The following is a 16,916-nucleotide window of genomic DNA, read 5'->3' as shown; positions in this document are numbered from 1 at the left end:
GGATTTAATCATCAAAATACTATTACATGTCCCTCACGGTTGTAGGTACTATGGCGTTCGACGATATTGAAACGCCCTTTGGAAAGTCAGACAGGATCATCGGTGGATCGGCCACATTTATTGCCTGGGCCGCATCTAACTTCGTAAAGCCCATTCACCAGGTTTCTGTGGTTGGCGGCGACTTCCCGCAGGCCGAACTGGATGCGCTGACCGCCCGTGGTGTTGCACTTGAAGGCGTGGAAATCAAAAAGATGAAAAATCCTTTTACTGGGCCGGCAGGTATCATATGGATATGAATACCCGCGATACCACGGTAACGGAGCTGAACGTACTGGCTGATTTTGCACCTAAACTACCGGAAAGCTACCAGAACAGCGACTTCCTGATTCTCGGTAACCTTACCCCACAGGTACAGCTCGACGTCATCAAGCAAATGAAAAAACGTCCGAAGCTGATCGTGATGGATACCATGAACTTTTGGATGGAGGTGGCGCTCGATGATCTGAAGAAAGTACTGAAAGAAGTAGACGTACTCATGATCAATGATAGTGAGGCCCGCCAGCTCAGCGGTGAATTTTCGCTTGTGAAGGCAGCCAGGAAGGTGCTGTCCATGGGGCCCCGTTACCTCATCATCAAAAAAGGTGAACATGGTGCACTGCTGTTCCACGAGAACCACGTATTCTTCGCACCGGCGCTGCCGCTCGAAGACGTATTTGACCCAACAGGTGCCGGCGATACTTTTGCAGGCGGCTTTATTGGTCACCTCGCTAAAACGCGCGACATCTCCTTTGAGAACATGAAAACCGCGATCATCGTGGCTTCTGCCATGGCTTCCTTCTGCGTAGAGAAATTTGGCGTACAGCGTCTCCGCGAAATCACGCAGGAAGACATCGCCAGCCGCATCGAGCAGTTCGTTCAGCTGGTAAACTTCGATATCGACCTGGTATAGTTTTATCTTTTAAGTGGATATAAAAAAGGGCGTACCGTTACGGCACGCCCTTTTCGTTTGTATATATTAATATAATTACTGACCGTATATGTTGTTAAGCAGTGCCGCCAGCCGCAGGCCGCCTTTCAGCAGCTGGGTGTTGAGGTCGTTCACAAAAATGTAATTGTAACGGTAGCTCAGTTTTTCCTGGTCCTGGTACGGGCATACACTTTATCGCTCAGGATGTGCGATTCGTACAGCCAGTCGATGATAGTGCCGGCCTGGTAAGACTTTACCTGTGTAGCGGGCGCGATGTCCAGTATTTTAGTGTATTCGGTATAACTATACTGCTGAAATTCTATCAGGTGCTCGTCCCAAAGACGGTGCAGGTTAGAAGGGCGGTCGAACCAGAAGATCTGGATCTTATTGCCTCCCTGGTCCTCGTCACGGCCTACGTGCAACGGTTGGTGCAGGTCGCCCACCAGGTGTACCAGCCATTTCAGGGCTTCTACCTTTTTTTCTTTAGAGATGGAAGGGTTTTTCAGCTGCTGGCTCATGGAAAGAAGCTGTGTATACAGGTTTTCTCCTTTCATCGCCCGCAGTTCCTTTTCAAATTCCGCGCGGGAAATGTTCCCGGTGAAATCCACATAATGCCATTTGGAGGTATGATTGTACTTGTTGGTGGTATCCGATTTAATAAAATCCGGCCAGTTGGATATCATGGCCAGGGTTTCGCGGCCAATGAGGCTGGCCACGCCTTTTTTCGCTTTTTCGCTCAGGTGGTTGCTGGCGATTTCCCCTATTACACGGTGTCCGATCGGTCCCCAGGCATGGGCTTTGCCGGCAAAGAGCAACGATATTACAGCCAGGCTACACAGCTTTGCACAATATTGGATGTATTTGTTCATGAATGAGTAATTTTGATCGAAAGTCGAACAAAAATATGAATTGTATGTAAAGGCCGACCTTTTTTGAAACCATGCAAGGGCCTTTGCACCACGAAAAACGTTATTACCACATGAAATTTAAGATAAACGCCCCCTACGAACCCGCCGGCGATCAGCCGGAAGCTATCCGCAGACTCACCGAAGGTGTAAATGAAGGTGACCGGTTTCAAACACTGCTTGGTGTGACCGGCTCCGGTAAAACCTTTACTGTGGCCAATGTGGTGCAGAATGTGCAGAAACCGACCCTGGTGCTCACGCATAATAAAACCCTGGTCGCCCAGCTGTACGGGGAACTCAAACAGTTCTTCCCCGATAATGCGGTGGAGTACTTCGTGTCGTACTACGATTACTATCAACCCGAGGCCTATATGCCCGTGAGCGATACTTATATAGAAAAGGACCTCGCCATCAACGAGGAGCTGGATAAACTGCGCCTCAGGGCCACAACCAGCCTTCTCTCCGGCCGCCGTGACATTATCGTGGTGGCATCGGTATCATGTATATATGGTATGGGTAACCCTACGGAATACGCGAACAGCATTATCCGTATTTATAAAGGACAAACCCTGGCCCGCAACACGCTCCTGCATGGACTGGTGAATTCCCTTTACTCCCGTACCACCGGTGATTTTAACCGTGGTAACTTCCGGGTACAGGGCGATACGGTGGATATTAACCTGCCATATGTGGATTATGGCTATAGAGTTACCTTTTTTGGCGATGAGATAGAGGAGATCGAGAGCTTCGACGTTACCAATGGCAAACGCATCGGCACAATGGAAAATGCGGCCATCTTCCCGGCTAACCTGTACGTGGCATCCAAAGATATTATGCAGCAGGTGTTGTTCGAGATCCGGGACGAACTGCTGGCCCAGGTGGAATATTTTAAAGCCAATGGTAAGTTGATAGAAGCCCAGCGCCTGAACGACCGCGTGAACTACGATATCGAGATGATCCGCGAGCTGGGCTATTGTTCCGGTATCGAAAACTATTCGCGCTTCCCGGACAGGCGTTTGCCCGGTACCCGGCCGTTCTGCCTGCTCGATTACTTCCCGGAAGACTTCCTGCTGGTAGTAGATGAGAGCCATGTAACCATTCCACAGGTAAGCGGTATGTATGGCGGTGACCGTTCCCGCAAACTTACGCTGGTGGACTTTGGGTTCCGGCTGCCGTCTGCGATGGACAACCGTCCGCTCAACTTCTACGAGTTCGAGAACATGCTGAACCAGGTGATTTTCGTTAGTGCGACTCCCGGTGAATACGAATTGAAACAGACCGAAGGTGTGGTGGTGGAGCAAATCGTACGCCCAACGGGACTGCTCGATCCGCCTATTGAGATCCGTCCGAGTAAAAACCAGGTGGATGACCTGCTCGAAGAAATCGACAAACGCATCCTGAAAGGTGACCGTGTGCTGGTAACCACCCTCACTAAACGCATGGCCGAGGAAATGGACAAATACCTGCACCGTATCAATATAAAATCAAGATACATCCACTCGGAGGTGCATACGCTGGAGCGCGTGGAAATCCTGCGCGACCTTCGTTTAGGCAATATCGATGTGCTGGTGGGCGTAAACCTGCTGAGGGAGGGCCTTGACCTGCCGGAGGTTTCGCTGGTGGCGATATTGGATGCAGACAAGGAGGGCTTCCTCCGTGACGAACGTTCGCTGACGCAGACCGCCGGCCGGGCGGCACGTAACGTGGATGGCCCGGTCATCTTTTATGCAGATAAGATGACCGAGAGCATGCAACGTACAATCGACGAAACCGACCGTCGCCGCGAGAAGCAACATGCGCATAACCCGGCGAACGGCATTGTGCCGCGCACGGTAAAGAAGACAGTGGAGCAGATTATGGGACAAACTTCTGTGCTCGAGATCAAAACTTACGATGAAAACTCTCCCTACGCCGTACACGACGAGGCCTCGCCGGTGTTGCAGGTGGCCGAAGATGGCGCAGCTTATAATAAAGATGTGGTAAAAACCATTCCGCAGATGGAGAAGGCAATCGCGAAAGTGCGCAAGGATATGGAGAAGGCGGCCAAGGACCTGGACTTTATGGAGGCAGCCCGTTTGCGTGATCAAATGTTCGGTATGCAGCAGGAGCTGGAAGGAATGAAACGTAAGTAGGTTAATCCACGTTTATTTAGGGCGAAGATTTGTAAAATCAACATAGAATTATTTTTAATATGAATGTGTTTCGATTGTATGATTGTGCTATGAATATTATCGAACCTAATATTTATAATATTGGTATACAATAATTATGGAGCAATATATCGAAACACCAGTAACGCGAAAGATGTAAATTTTGAAAATTTTTGATTTCAATGTTAACTGAAAGTTAAAACACTGATATATAACTATTTATGATCCTAAAATGGCGTGTTAAGCCAATCATAAGCACCCCGAAAACATTATTTATATTATTTCTATTTTATATGTGATTGACTTAAGTCCCACATTTGCCCCAACATTTTCGATTTTTTCCAAATTTCATGGCTTGTATTTGATTTTTTAAACCGTAAGTATACTTTTATTACGAAATTTAAAATCAAACGCTATGAAGAAAAAAAATCATTTCAGGATTATCTCCCATTTATTTTTCTGGCAATAATTGCTGTTGCGGGAATTTTTTCGAGGTACCGGCAAGTTTTTCAGATCCGGAGGGTAAATATAACTACGGCGATATTGCCCGGATTCTGGTGGCTTCTTCACTCGTATTCCTGATGACCCCCGGTTTGTCTTTCTTTTACGGAGGTATGGTAAACCGTAAGAACGTAATTTCTACCCTGATGCAAAGCTTTATCGCCGCCGGCGTTATCAGCGTTCTCTGGGTAGTAGTAGGTTTCTCGCTCGCCTTTGGTGATTCTATCGGCGGTTTCATTGGCAACCCTGGTACCTTCCTTTTCTTTAAAGGTGTGCCTTCCAGCGGTCCGTGGCCTTTGGCTCCCACCATTCCTTTATTGCTGTTCGCACTGTTCCAGATGAAGTTTGCGATCATTACGCCCGCCCTGGTAGTAGGTGCCGTGGCCGAAAGGATCCGCTTTACTTCTTATGTACTGTTCATGGTGCTGTTCAGTCTCCTGGTATACGCGCCTATCGCGCACTGGACATGGCATCCGGAAGGCTTCCTGTTCAAACTGGGTGTACTTGACTTTGCAGGTGGTACCGTGGTACACATTTCTGCTGGTTGCGCTGCGCTCGTGGGTGCCCCGGTGCTGAAACGCCGTAAAGATCACGTAGAGAAAAAGAACTGCAGCCTGCGAATATTCCTTTCGTACTGCTGGGTACCGGTTTGCTCTGGTTCGGCTGGTTCGGTTTCAACGCAGGTTCTGCTATGGGCGCTAACGGTCTGGCTGCTTCTGCCTTCGCTACCACTAATACTGCTTCTGCAGCTGCCGGTCTCTCCTGGTTATTCTTCGATGTGATCCGCGGCCGTAAACCGTCAGCACTCGGTTTCTGTATCGGTGCGGTAGTTGGTCTGGTAGCCATCACGCCTGCAGCTGGTTTCGTAGGTATTCCACAGTCGATCTTTATCGGTTTTATTGCCTCTATCGTTTCTAACATGGTAGTGCATTGGAAATCTAAATCTACCATCGATGATACGCTGGACGTGTTCCCCTGCCATGGTGTAGGCGGTATGGTAGGTATGCTGCTGACCGGTCTGTTCGCCACCAAAGCGGTAAACAGCGCTGCGGCCGACGGTTGGTTCTACGGTAACTTCGAGCTGTTCAAAAATCACGTGATTGGCCTGGCCATCGTAGTGTCTTACAGCCTGGTGATGTCTTTCCTGATCTTTAAACTGATCAACCTGATTCACCCGCTGCGTGTAACTGAAGAAGAAGAGCTGAGCGGTCTGGATGCCAGCCAGCACAACGAACAATACCACCCGAACAACATGAAAGTTGGTGGTAACGGTCAGCTGAAAGAAGAAGAAATGATTGCTGGATAATACGCCTTTCAAATCCAGATACATAAAAGGTATATCTCCTGTTTCGTCACCGCGGCGCGGTTGGTAGGGCTTCTATTGCCCGCTCCGCGGTGATTTTTAAACGGAAATCCGTTTGTTGACAACATCAAGGAAAAAAGAAACAATAGCCTGGTAAATTGATCATCAGTTAAACGTTTATGAAAGTAGTAATGGATGTAATAAAACCTCAAACACCATCTCAACAGCATTTTCTATAGCATAGCAAATAGCAGCTACCCTCCATTTATCAACCTAAAATTCAAAGCATGAAGAAAGTTGTATTGACTTTACTGGCTGCTTCATGGGCATTCTATGCCCAGGCGCAGGATTCGACCCGTCTTTTACCAGAAGGATTAAAGATTTCAGCATCAGCGGATGTGTACTACAAGTTCAATTTTAATGAGAATGTGTCGGACAATAAGACAAGCTTCACTAATTCCCACAACTCTTTTGAGCTCGGGATGGCCTCGTTGAAATTGGAGCATTCCTTTAAGAATGTAGGTTTCGTAGCCGATCTCGGTTTCGGCAAACGTGCAGAAGAATTTTCTTATAATGACGACAATACCCGTTTCGCCATCAAACAACTGAACGTATATTATTCTCCTGCTTCCTGGCTTAAGTTTACGCTGGGTGCTTATGGCACGCACGTGGGTTACGAGCTCGTGGATGCTTACCTGAACCGTAACTACAGCATGTCTTACATGTTCTCTTACGGTCCGTTCTTCCATACCGGTGTTAAAGCCGACATGTCGTTCGGCGCGCACAGTTTAATGGTAGGTGTATTTAACCCCACCGACCTCAAATCCGCCTCGTTCACCAATCACAAATACGTGGGCGCACAATGGGGTTTTTCTCCATCCAGCGCACCGTTTAAGTTTTACCTGAACTATATCGGCGGCCGCGATACCTTCCAGGTGCGTAATGACCAGGTAGATGCGGTGATCACTTACCAGGCATCTTCTAAGTTCGGTATTGGCTACAATGGTACCGTAAGCCACTACAAAAACGGCGATACGCACGACTGGTGGGGTTCTGCACTGTACCTCAACTACGACCCGACCGAGAGCTTTGGTTTAACATTGCGCAGTGAATACTTCTCCGATAAAGACGGATTGAAGATTTTCACCGATCCGGCGAAGTTTACCGAAGGTGGTAGTGTGGTGGCGTTCACGCTGTCAGGCAACTACAAAGTGGGTGGCTTTACGCTCGTGCCGGAATTCCGGCTGGATCAGGCCTCTGAAGACCTGTTCTCCAAAGGCGACGTGGCGAAGAAAGCTTCTGCCAACTTCCTGCTGGCGGCCATCTACAAATTCTAAGACTTGGCTCATATAAGAAAGGTTTATCAAAAACCGCGTTACGCTTAAAAGTGTGCGATGTTTATCGCACACTTTCGCCACGCAGTGTTACTGCTGAGGGCTCAACTGAAATTTATTACCTGCTTGTAAGGAGCGTCATAATAATGGCGCTTCTTTTCTTTATTTTGTATATTTTGTCAGCAATTAAGCGTAAACTGATACACATTATGTTGAGCCCATCTTCTCTGAAGTTCCTGAAGGAGCTTCAGAAAAACAACAACAAGCCCTGGTTCGACGAGCACAAAGCGCAATACCGTGAAGCTAAAGCGGACTACGAAAGTTTGGTGCAGCAGATTATAGACGGCATTTCCAGGCAGGACGAAGAAGTACAGGGATTACAGGTCAAAGATTGTACGTTCAGGATTTATAAAGATGTAAGGTTTTCCAAAGACAAATTGCCCTACAAGACCAATATGGGAGCGGCGTTTGTAAAAGGCGGGAAGAAGTCGCCTTATGCGGGGTATTACTTTCATTTTGAGCCGGGCGGTAAAAGCTTTGCAGGTGGCGGCATCTGGATGCCCGAAGCGCCGATACTCAAAAAGGTAAGACAGGAAATTGATTACAATTTTTCGGAGTTCCGTGAGATTATTTCCCAGAAAGATTTTATCCGCACCTTCGGTAAGGTGGAGGGCGACGCGCTGAAAACCGTGCCCCAGGGATATTCGGTGGATAATCCGGCCCTGGCATACCTGAAGCTGAAAAGCCTGACCGTAGGCCGCAACTTCACGGATGAAGCATGCACCCAACCCGCGCTTACCAGGGAAATCCTGAAAACGTTCGCAGTCATGCAGCCATTTATCAAATTCCTTAACAGGGCATTTGATTAGGCGTTAACAGTAGGAAATAAATTAAATTAAATGGAATAAGATAAGCCCTGGTGCGATAACGATAAATAGGGAAAGTTCGTGCCGGGGCTATTCTGTGTTAATTCGTATATGCATTTGCGTTACTAAGTTGTTGTCCGTCCATGAACCACTGAATAGCTCATGGACGTTTAGTATCACCTAACAACAAGAACGAAATGCAATTAATTTTTGTGTATCAAGAATTCAAATGGACGCGCTTTACGGTTCTTTAATAAGTTTTCTTTATCTGTGCGGGTTTGAGCGAAACGCTGATTGTATACGTTGGCAACTTCAACGATAGGAATGATGCCGTCCAACGTATCCTTTTGGTCTACGATGCTCATGATGCGCGAAACCTGCGACGAAAAATTTGAACTCCACTCTTCGGTGAACTTGTGCATTAGAAGCAGCTCACGATTGCTGTTGGTTTTCATAGGAAGGGTATTTAGTTTAGTAATTGATAAGTAAGCTCTAAAAACTCTTTTGAAACAGATTGCATAGGATTTCATTTCAAAATTCAATTTAATCTGGCACAATTCTATACTACTTCTGTGTAATTTTTAACGGACATACAGATTGTTACACGCTCTTTCATTTATTCACTTCAAAATAGGCGACGCATAGGCACTCTCGTAGCAGCGGTTTTTCGTGTAACCTTTTCAGTAACTACTGATGAGACAGTGAATTTACATTAAACATTTGGAAAATGCAATACTTCTTTAAAAAAATAATCCCATAGTAATAACACTATGGGATTTGAAGTTATTCACATGTGGATATTTACGCTAGCTTATCCACTGTTTAGCAGTCAGATACTCTGCGATCTGCACCGCATTAGTGGCAGCACCCTTACGAAGGTTGTCGGCTACTATCCAGAGGTTTAATGTTTTATCCTGCGTTTCATCGCGACGAATACGTCCTACAAATACTTCATCTCTCTCATGCGCATCTTTCGGCATGGGGTATTTGCCGGCAGTGGGTTCGTCCACTACAATCAGTCCTGGAGCGGCTTCCAGGCTTTTGCGTACATCGGCCAGCTCAAACTCTTTATCAAATTCAATGTTTACCGATTCACTGTGGCCACCCATTACCGGGATGCGCACTGTTGTTGCAGTAACTTTGATATTATCATTGCGCATGATCTTCTTAGTCTCTTTCACCATCTTCATTTCCTCTTTTGTGTACCCATTGTCGAGGAACACGTCGATCTGCGGAATGACGTTCAGGTCAATAGTGTGTGCGTACGCTTTGGGACCTTCCACACCATTACGTTCGTTCATCAATTGTTCTACTGCTTTAACACCTGTACCTGTAACAGATTGGTAGGTAGATACAACTACTCGATTGATGTTGTACAGTTTATGCAGCGGCTCCAGTACCAGCACCATCTGGATAGTAGAGCAGTTAGGATTCGCAATGATTTTATCTTCGGGAGTCAGGGCATCGCCGTTAATTTCCGGTACTACCAGTTTTTTATCCGGGTCCATGCGCCATGCAGAGGAGTTATCGATTACAGTGATACCTGCTGCTGCAAATTTTGGCGCCCACTCCAGGGAAGTGCTTCCGCCCGCAGAAAACAATGCTACGGCCGGCTTCATGGAAATAGCTGTATCGGCAGTCACCACCTTATAGGGCTTGCCCTTAAATGTTACTTCCTTGCCTACAGACTTTTCAGACGCTACAGGAATCAGTTCTGTTACAGGGAAATTTCTTTCCTCCAGTACTTGCAACATTTTGGAGCCTACCAGACCGGTTGCCCCTACTACGGCTACTTTCATTGTTTTTTATTGTTTTTTTGATAAGGAGTTCAAAATTAATACTTCAACGCCTCATTTTTAAGAAGATTTTTAAGTGAGTACTTCCTTTTTTTGATAACTTTATTTAAAACCAACCAGTTATGTTAACCCGTATTGTTTGTGCGCTCCTATGCGCCCCCTGCTGGCTACCGGCCAGTTTAGCGAAAATTTTAATGTATCTGATATCCGAGAGCTGTCTTCCTGGAAAGGTACCGACAGTGCATGGATGATCAGCAACGGCGTACTGCAATCTGCCAGCAGCCGCGCCAATGGCACATTTTATTTTTCCCGTCCCGCTGTGGCCCCAGTAGCCGCACAATGGGAATGGTGGATTAAGTTGGACTTTAATACTTCGTCCACCAACTATGCCGATGTTTTTTTACAGGCTGATGCAGATTCGCTGCCTGCCGCATCTGGCTTCTTCGTCCGCATCGGCAATACGCAGGACGAAGTCAGTCTTTACAAGAAGCAACCCGGTGGCGTCGTCACAAAATTAATCGACGGAAAAGACGGGCTCACCGCGGGGGCATCAACTACACTGATGGTGAAAGTGGTGCGTACAGCGGAAAACGAATGGCAGCTGTTCACAAAATCGCCCGGCGGCACATTTGCACGCGAAGGAAAGGTAGTCGATAGTACTAAGATACCGGCGGGTTATTTCGGAATGCTCGTCCGCCAATCCACCAGTACATTCTGGGGCCGGCATTTCTTCGATGATATCGTCTGTACCGGGTTTCAGCGCGATATTACCGCGCCCGACCTTACGCGGCTGGAGGTTAGGGATGCACAACATATTTTCGTATTATTTTCCGAAAGTGTTGATACGCCTCGGGTTGAAAATTTTTCCCCACAACCGTCGCAAATTATAGCAGATCCGGATGCGCCGGGAGGGTACACGTTATCTTATGTATCGCCATTTCCGTCAGGACTTCCATTTAATTTTTCCTTGCGGGATATCAAAGATGAATCAGGGAATTACATGCCCGCCCGCGATACCTCGCTGTTGTATTATCGCGCTCAACGGCGTGATGTGCTGATCCACGAAATTTTCCCGGATCCAACACCTCCGGTAGGGCTGCCACCTGTTGAATATGTTGAGCTGTATAATCGCAGTGCGTTCCCGGTTCAATTGAAAGGTTGGAAGTTGCAGGCGTCCGCCGGTGCGGTCACGTTGCCCGTGCACACTTTGCAGCCGAAGGCCTACTTCGTGCTATCATCTTCCACCGGTTTGCCGTCACTGGCGAATGAGCAGGATCAACTGGTATTATATGACAACGACGGCGCGGTGATGCACGCTGTGGCGTACGATAAATCCTGGTACGGCAGCACCTTCAAAGAAAACGGTGGCTGGAGCCTGGAGATGATCGACGTGAACGCAGCCTGTGCCGCAACATTTAAAGCATCCATCGCTGCGGCGGGTGGCACACCCGGCGCCCCTAACTCGGTTGCCGGAACTATCGCCGCGGCAACTCCCTCGCTCGTGATGCTCGCCGTCACCGACAGCATGCAGGTGCAGGCATTCTTTAATATAAGTGTTGATTCGGTGGAGGTGCTCGTAGACGGACTGCCTGTCCGCGCCACCCCCGAGCCGCCATTGTTTCAATCTGCCCGTGTGGTATTGCCAACCGCCATGCGCACGCGGCAACTGTATGCATTAAACGTCGTTGCCGCCCAAACCTGCGCCAATACAGCACCGGATAAGGCAGCCATGTTATTTGGCCTGCCGGAACCGCCCGCGCCCAACGACGTCGTTATTAATGAAGTCCTCTTTAATCCGCCCGCCGGTGCGGAAGATTTTGTAGAACTGTATAACCGCAGCAATAAGGTCATCGACTGCTCGCAACTTTACCTGGCCAACCGGCGAGCCGGTGGCAACATTGATAACATCACCCGGATCCACGCGCTTGGCAGGCAGTTGCTTCCGGGTGGTTACCTCGCGGTCACCACGCAGCGTGATGCACTTTGCCGGTATTACGCCTGCAAGGCACAGGAAAACCTCCTGCAAGTGTTATCCATGCCGTCCTTTCCCAACGATGCCGGCTCCGTTCTGGTCCTCGATGCCCGGGGTAATGTATTGAACGAATTTGCCTACTCCGAAAAAATGCACTTCCCGCTGATCAGCAACCGCAAAGGAATTTCCCTCGAGCGGCTGGATAGTACATACTGGCATTCCGCGGCAGGCGGCGCCACACCGGGATACGCCAATTCTCAGCAACTGCCGCAGGTAAATGCCGGGAGCCAACTCTCTGTAGTACCGCGCGTTTTTCGCCTGATAACGACGGCCGCGATGATCTGGCGTTTGTGCGTTATAACTTTACCTCCCCGGTAAAGTGGCGAACGTTACGGTATTCGATGCCGGCGGGCGGGCAGTGCGCGCCCTGTGCAGGAATGAGCTGCTGGGTAATACGGGCAGCCTGGTTTGGGATGGGCTATCCGATGGGAAAACAGCCTTACGCCCCGGAATGTATGTCGTTTATGTGGAAACTTTTGGGGCAGATGGTAAGGTGGAGCGCTGGAAATTGCCGGTTGCGCTGGCCGGGACAGGCCGGTAATCGGGCTCGGCCACCGATGGCAATTATCAGGCGCCGAAGCGCTAACAGGCCGGCGAACCGCAGGGGCGGTCAAGAATCGCCCCGCCATCACAACCGTCTTCATCTACCTAAACCCGCCACTGGACAGCAATTTCATCGATTTTATCCCCATTGGGGACAGAATTAAATTTACCAACACGTCAATCTATTTCTAATTTTTTATATTTGCCCTTCTTAAAAAATAGAACATGCAGTACAGAGAAATTGTCGCAGTGACCGGTTTAGGTGGTTTATTCCAGCTGGTAGCCAGTAAACAGGACGGCGCTATTGTAAGGTCGCTCGAGGACCAAAGCACCCGCTTTGTGTCTTCCCGCGTACACAACTTTACCCCCTTGGAAAGCATCGAGGTATTTACTACAGGCGACAACGTTAACCTGGCGATGGTATTTAAAGCCATGCAGGATAACGAGTCGCAGTCTGCGCCCATCGATCCCAAGTCTGACAATAATACCATTAAGGCTTATTTCAAAAGCATATTCCCCGAATTTGACGAGGAGCGTGTGTATGTGAGCGATATGAAGAAAATGCTGAAATGGTATGGTATCCTCAAACAGAACGGACTGCTGAAGTTCGAAGAGATCCTGGCAGAAGGTGGTGAAGAAGGCGAGGCTGTTGCCGTGGAAGAATCCGCAGCAGCTGAGGTAGTAGAGGAAGCTAAGCCCAAGGCTAAAGCAAAAGCTAAAAAAGCCGCTGAACCTGCAGAAGGGGAAGAAGGTGAAGTAGCTGCTGAAGAAAAGCCTAAAAAAGCGCGCTCCAAAAAGGCGGCAGCCGAAGGTGCCGCGGGCGAAGAAGCGCCTAAAGCTAAAAAAGCGACCAAGAAAAAGGCGGAAGAGTAGTTTTCTCCGTTTTTTAAGTCATATTTGAAGTTCCGGGCTTTCCTTGCAAAAGGGAAACCGGAACTTTCTTTACCCCGTAAACTGGATTAGTACATGGCTAACGCAAACATACAAAAGCTGCCCAGGCACTTTTTACCGGAAGATTTTGAAGTGACCAGCTGGGAGGTGTTACAACCTTATTTTGAAGAATTGAACGGGCGCCCGCTCACCAGCGCAAAAGCACTGGCGCAATGGCTGCGCGATATGAGCGAGCTGGAGGCGGTAATCAGCGAAGATGCCTGCTGGCGCCAGATCAAAATGACCTGCGATACCACCGACAAAACGCTGGAGGAAGCATTCACTTATTTCTGCATGGAAATTCAGCCTAAGCTGCAGCCCTACGCAGATGCGCTGAACCGTAAGCTGGTAGCCTGCGAATACACGAAGGAGCTGGATCAGCAACTGTATTTCACCTACCTGCGTAACGTGAACAAGCAGATCAAGTTATTTAACGAGAAAAATATTCCGCTGCAGGCTGAATTGAGCGTAATGGCGCAACAGTACGGCGTGATCAATGGCAAAATGACCATCGAACTGGATGGTAAGGAATACACCCTGCAACAGGCCGCCAAGTTCCCGGAGAGCAACGACCGTCCGAAGCGCGAAGAGGTATTTCGTAAAACCGCCGAACGCCGTATGCAGGACCGCGATACACTCGACGAACTGTACACCGCCCTCGTGCAAAAGCGCGACCAGGTAGCGAAGAATGCGGGCTTTGCAAACTACCGCGATTACAAGTTTGAAGAGCTTGGCCGCTTCGAATACACCAAGGAAGATTGCTTCCGCTTTCATACCGCGATCAAAGAACATATCCTGCCCATTGTTACGCAGGTGTTGGAAAAGCAGAAGGAAAGACTGGGCGTGGATCCGCTTCGTCCCTGGGACACAGAGGCCGAGCCGGAAGGTGTAAAACCACTGGAGCCGTTCAAAACCGGTGAAGAACTGATCGATGGCGCTATTACCTGCTTCGATGAACTGCGTCCGTTCTTTGGCGATTGTTTAAGAGTAATGAAACAAATGGGCCGGGTAGACCTGGAAAGCCGCAAGGGTAAGGCGCCCGGTGGTTATAATTGTCCGCTCGCCGAAACCGGTGTGCCTTTCATTTTTATGAACGCCGCCGGACAAATGAAGGATCTCATCACCATGGTGCACGAAGGCGGACACGCCATCCACTCGTTCCTGAGCCACCACCGGAGTTGAGCGCATTCAAAGAGTACCCGATGGAAATTGCTGAAGTGGCCAGCATGAGCATGGAGCTGATCAGCATGGATCACTGGCATATTTTCTTCAGTAATCCCGAAGAATTGCTGCGTGCAAAACAGCAGCAGCTGAAGCGTTCTATCACCATCTTCCCCTGGATCGCCACCATCGATAAATTCCAGCACTGGGTATACGAACATCCGCAGCACACCGTGGAGGAACGTACGGCAAAGTGGGTAGAGATATTAAATGAGTTTTCTGGTAATACCGTTGACTGGACAGGCTTTGAGCAACATCGTGCCATCAGCTGGCAAAAACAGCTGCACCTGTTCGAAGTGCCTTTCTACTACATTGAGTACGGTATTGCACAACTGGGTGCCATCGCGATGTGGAAGCAGTATAAGGAAAACCCGCAGCAGGCGCTGGACAATTACGAAAAGGCATTGTCACTGGGTTACACTAAAACATTGCGCGAGTTGTACGATGCCGCAGGCATCAGGTTCGACTTCTCCCCGGAATACGTAAAAGAGCTGGCCGATTTCGTTCAAAAAGAAATAGCAGCATTAGGATAAAAAGAAAGGGGTGGTTTTAAAACCGCCCCTTTCTCTTATTTACAATCTTTACAAACCCCGCTGACCACCACTTCTACGTTATGCGCCGCAAATCCGCTGGGGAGTTTAATATCGGGAACATTCGTTTCATCCAGGCAGGTGGTGCCACCGCATTCCTCGCACTGGAAGTGCACATGATGATCGTGATGCTCGTGCTCCTTACAGTCCGATTTGCACAATGCATACCGCACAGAAGTATCCGTGGTCGGTATTTTATGCACGATGCCTTTATCCAGAAAGTCTGTAGCGTACGGTAAATCGTAACACGGTCAAATGCTTTGCCGTTCAGCTTTTCGAAGCTGGCATGCTCCAGGGCATTTTTGCTTTGCATGAACATTTCCAGCATTTTAATGCGGGTGTCCGTTACGCTCAGTTTATTATCGCGCAACACCTGTTCTATACGTTCCTGTTGTTTCGCTGTCATGGTAGGTTATTCTTCTATTAAACGGTCAATATCGTCAATCAGTTTGTTGATATCTTCTTTTAAAGTACCCTGGTATAATCCACGTACGCGGCCCTCACCATCTACGAGCGCAAACCATTGCGTGTGTATGAAGTCGTCCGGACCAAGATACGTGCCATCATCCAGCATATAACTTTCGCGGGCCATTCTGTACAGGTCTCGCTTGCTGCCGGTGAGGAACCACCAGTTTTTAGCATCGGCGCCATGTTTGGCGGCATATGCCTTCAATACCGGTACACTGTCAATTTCCGGGTCTACGGTGTGGGAGAGAATCAGGAAGTCCGGGTTGTTTTTATATTTCGCATACACCTTTTCCATGTTCGCATTCATCTTCGGGCAGATGCTGGTGCACGTAGTGAAAAAGAACTCGGCTACATAGAATTTACCGCGAACACTGTCCTGCGTAATCGTTTTGCCTTCCTGGTTAGTGAAGGAGAACCCCTGATCTTATGGCCCGGTGAGCCGAGCACCGGCAATTTCTCCTTTCCGAAATAAGTGCCGGTCTCCCCTTTAATAACCATAGAGGCATAACCGAGGAAAATCCCACTCAGCACCACAAAAACACCGTGTAAAAAATCGTTTTCTTCGACATATCTAACGCTGGCTGTTGAACAATATGCAAAGGTAGTACAGTTTTAGTCCCGGCCTAAAAATTTACTGTCTGGGCATTGCAACTTTGTTTCAAAAATACGTAATAGTGACGTCATGGCCAAATCTTGTATTTGGCCTTAGTAATTGGAGACCAGGGCGTTACGCTTTTACACCACCATCTATCCATTTTCAGTTATTTAGACTAGTCTAAAAATATATTTAGATTGATATTTGTTTTGATTTTAACTTTATCTGCATAAATGTTAATATGCGCTTAAAACATCTACTATTATATTTCCTTTTCTCTACTACTACTGTTACTGCCCAAACCAATACCAGTCTGCGTGGCCGCGTAACTTCCGACGGAAAGCCGGTGCCGTTCGCGAGCGTAGGCTTCGCCAATCTGAAGATGGGCGTTACCACTGACGAACAGGGCGAGTTTCGGTTAACCGGGCTGCCGGCAGGGCAGCACACCCTGCAGGTAACCGCAGTGGGGTATGTTCGGAAAGTACAGCCCCTGCGCATCAAATCCGGCGATAACATACAGGATATCGTCCTCGAAGCTACCTCCGCGTCACTGAACGAAGTGGTGGTTTCCGGCACCCTGAAGGCGGTAAGCAAAATGGAAAGTCCCGTGCCGGTGGAAGTATATGCCCCCGTTTTTTTCAGGAGGAATCCGACCCCAGTATTTTCGATGCGCTGCAAAATATCAATGGCGTGCGGCCGCAATTGAACTGTAACG

General features: G+C 48.5%; 16 protein-coding genes and 1 pseudogene. 12 read left to right on the top strand and 5 right to left on the bottom strand.

The annotated features are described in order from the left end of the window. Positions 1–26 precede the first annotated feature (26 nt). A complete protein-coding gene (locus MKQ70_RS26285) occupies positions 27–296 on the top strand; it encodes a carbohydrate kinase family protein (RefSeq protein ID WP_248075515.1) in 270 nt (89 codons plus the stop codon). Next, complete coding sequence (locus tag MKQ70_RS26280) at positions 293–949, top strand: PfkB family carbohydrate kinase (RefSeq protein ID WP_248075513.1); 657 nt, start codon at positions 293–295, stop codon at positions 947–949. The genes MKQ70_RS26285 and MKQ70_RS26280 overlap by 4 nt, the downstream gene beginning before the upstream one ends. A 176-nt stretch (positions 950–1,125) precedes the next feature. Here the strand turns inward: MKQ70_RS26280 and MKQ70_RS26275 are convergent, their stop codons facing one another. After that, complete coding sequence (locus MKQ70_RS26275) at positions 1,126–1,836, bottom strand: S1/P1 nuclease (protein ID WP_248075504.1); 711 nt, start codon at positions 1,834–1,836, stop codon at positions 1,126–1,128. A gap of 110 nt (positions 1,837–1,946) precedes the next feature. Between MKQ70_RS26275 and uvrB the strand changes: the two genes are divergently transcribed. From uvrB to MKQ70_RS26250, 4 genes and pseudogenes are all read left to right on the top strand, one after another. Then, positions 1,947–4,004 carry an excinuclease ABC subunit UvrB gene (uvrB, locus tag MKQ70_RS26270; protein WP_248075502.1) on the top strand — a complete coding sequence of 686 codons (2,058 nt, stop codon included), beginning with the start codon at positions 1,947–1,949 and terminating at the stop codon, positions 4,002–4,004. A 599-nt stretch (positions 4,005–4,603) separates the two neighbouring features. Beyond that, positions 4,604–5,829: pseudogene (locus tag MKQ70_RS42735) on the top strand (ammonium transporter). A gap of 284 nt (positions 5,830–6,113) precedes the next feature. After that, positions 6,114–7,163: a porin gene (locus MKQ70_RS26255; RefSeq protein WP_248075497.1), complete on the top strand. Its 1,050-nt coding sequence runs from the start codon at positions 6,114–6,116 to the stop codon at positions 7,161–7,163. A gap of 206 nt (positions 7,164–7,369) precedes the next feature. Beyond that, positions 7,370–8,029 carry a DUF2461 domain-containing protein gene (locus tag MKQ70_RS26250; protein WP_248075496.1) on the top strand — a complete coding sequence of 220 codons (660 nt, stop codon included), beginning with the start codon at positions 7,370–7,372 and terminating at the stop codon, positions 8,027–8,029. 200 nt (positions 8,030–8,229) lie between these two features. On the opposite strand, the gene MKQ70_RS26245 is transcribed toward MKQ70_RS26250, so the two are convergent. Together MKQ70_RS26245 and MKQ70_RS26240 are read right to left on the bottom strand one after the other, a co-directional pair. After that, entirely contained in the window at positions 8,230–8,481 is a 252-nt protein-coding gene (locus MKQ70_RS26245; protein WP_248075494.1) for a hypothetical protein, read from the bottom strand. 351 nt (positions 8,482–8,832) lie between these two features. Continuing rightward, positions 8,833–9,825, bottom strand: coding sequence for an aspartate-semialdehyde dehydrogenase (locus MKQ70_RS26240; protein ID WP_248075492.1), 993 nt, complete (start codon positions 9,823–9,825; stop codon positions 8,833–8,835). A 136-nt stretch (positions 9,826–9,961) separates the two neighbouring features. Here MKQ70_RS26240 and MKQ70_RS26235 point away from each other — a divergent pair, with 136 nt between their 5' ends. The 5 genes from MKQ70_RS26235 (at position 9,962) to MKQ70_RS39615 (ending at position 15,081) form a co-directional block, all read left to right on the top strand. Continuing rightward, positions 9,962–12,172, top strand: a complete 2,211-nt coding sequence (locus MKQ70_RS26235; protein ID WP_248075490.1) for a lamin tail domain-containing protein — start codon at positions 9,962–9,964, stop codon at positions 12,170–12,172. A gap of 1 nt (position 12,173) precedes the next feature. Continuing rightward, entirely contained in the window at positions 12,174–12,395 is a 222-nt protein-coding gene (locus tag MKQ70_RS26230) for a flagellar hook assembly protein FlgD (protein ID WP_248075488.1), read from the top strand. A 227-nt stretch (positions 12,396–12,622) separates the two neighbouring features. Next, positions 12,623–13,270: a DUF5606 family protein gene (locus MKQ70_RS26225; protein ID WP_248075486.1), complete on the top strand. Its 648-nt coding sequence runs from the start codon at positions 12,623–12,625 to the stop codon at positions 13,268–13,270. Between the two features lie 93 nt (positions 13,271–13,363). After that, positions 13,364–14,509 carry a M3 family metallopeptidase gene (locus tag MKQ70_RS39620; RefSeq protein WP_282456731.1) on the top strand — a complete coding sequence of 382 codons (1,146 nt, stop codon included), beginning with the start codon at positions 13,364–13,366 and terminating at the stop codon, positions 14,507–14,509. Continuing rightward, positions 14,506–15,081, top strand: a complete 576-nt coding sequence (locus MKQ70_RS39615) for a M3 family metallopeptidase (protein ID WP_282456730.1) — start codon at positions 14,506–14,508, stop codon at positions 15,079–15,081. The genes MKQ70_RS39620 and MKQ70_RS39615 overlap by 4 nt, the downstream gene beginning before the upstream one ends. Before the next feature lie 73 nt (positions 15,082–15,154). On the opposite strand, the gene MKQ70_RS26215 is transcribed toward MKQ70_RS39615, so the two are convergent. Together MKQ70_RS26215 and MKQ70_RS26210 are read right to left on the bottom strand one after the other, a co-directional pair. Then, positions 15,155–15,544, bottom strand: coding sequence for a hypothetical protein (locus MKQ70_RS26215; RefSeq protein WP_248075485.1), 390 nt, complete (start codon positions 15,542–15,544; stop codon positions 15,155–15,157). Between the two features lie 6 nt (positions 15,545–15,550). Continuing rightward, complete coding sequence (locus MKQ70_RS26210; RefSeq protein ID WP_248081671.1) at positions 15,551–15,991, bottom strand: SCO family protein; 441 nt, start codon at positions 15,989–15,991, stop codon at positions 15,551–15,553. Positions 15,992–16,442: 451 nt separating this feature from the next. Between MKQ70_RS26210 and MKQ70_RS26205 the strand changes: the two genes are divergently transcribed. Further along, positions 16,443–16,907 (top strand): carboxypeptidase-like regulatory domain-containing protein, encoded by a 465-nt coding sequence (locus tag MKQ70_RS26205; RefSeq protein WP_248075483.1) that lies wholly within the window; start codon positions 16,443–16,445, stop codon positions 16,905–16,907. Positions 16,908–16,916 lie beyond the last annotated feature (9 nt).

It is taken from the genome of Chitinophaga sedimenti, assembly GCF_023156195.1.
Classification (GTDB): domain Bacteria; phylum Bacteroidota; class Bacteroidia; order Chitinophagales; family Chitinophagaceae; genus Chitinophaga; species Chitinophaga sedimenti.
This window is presented reverse-complemented; position numbering and strand designations above follow the sequence as displayed.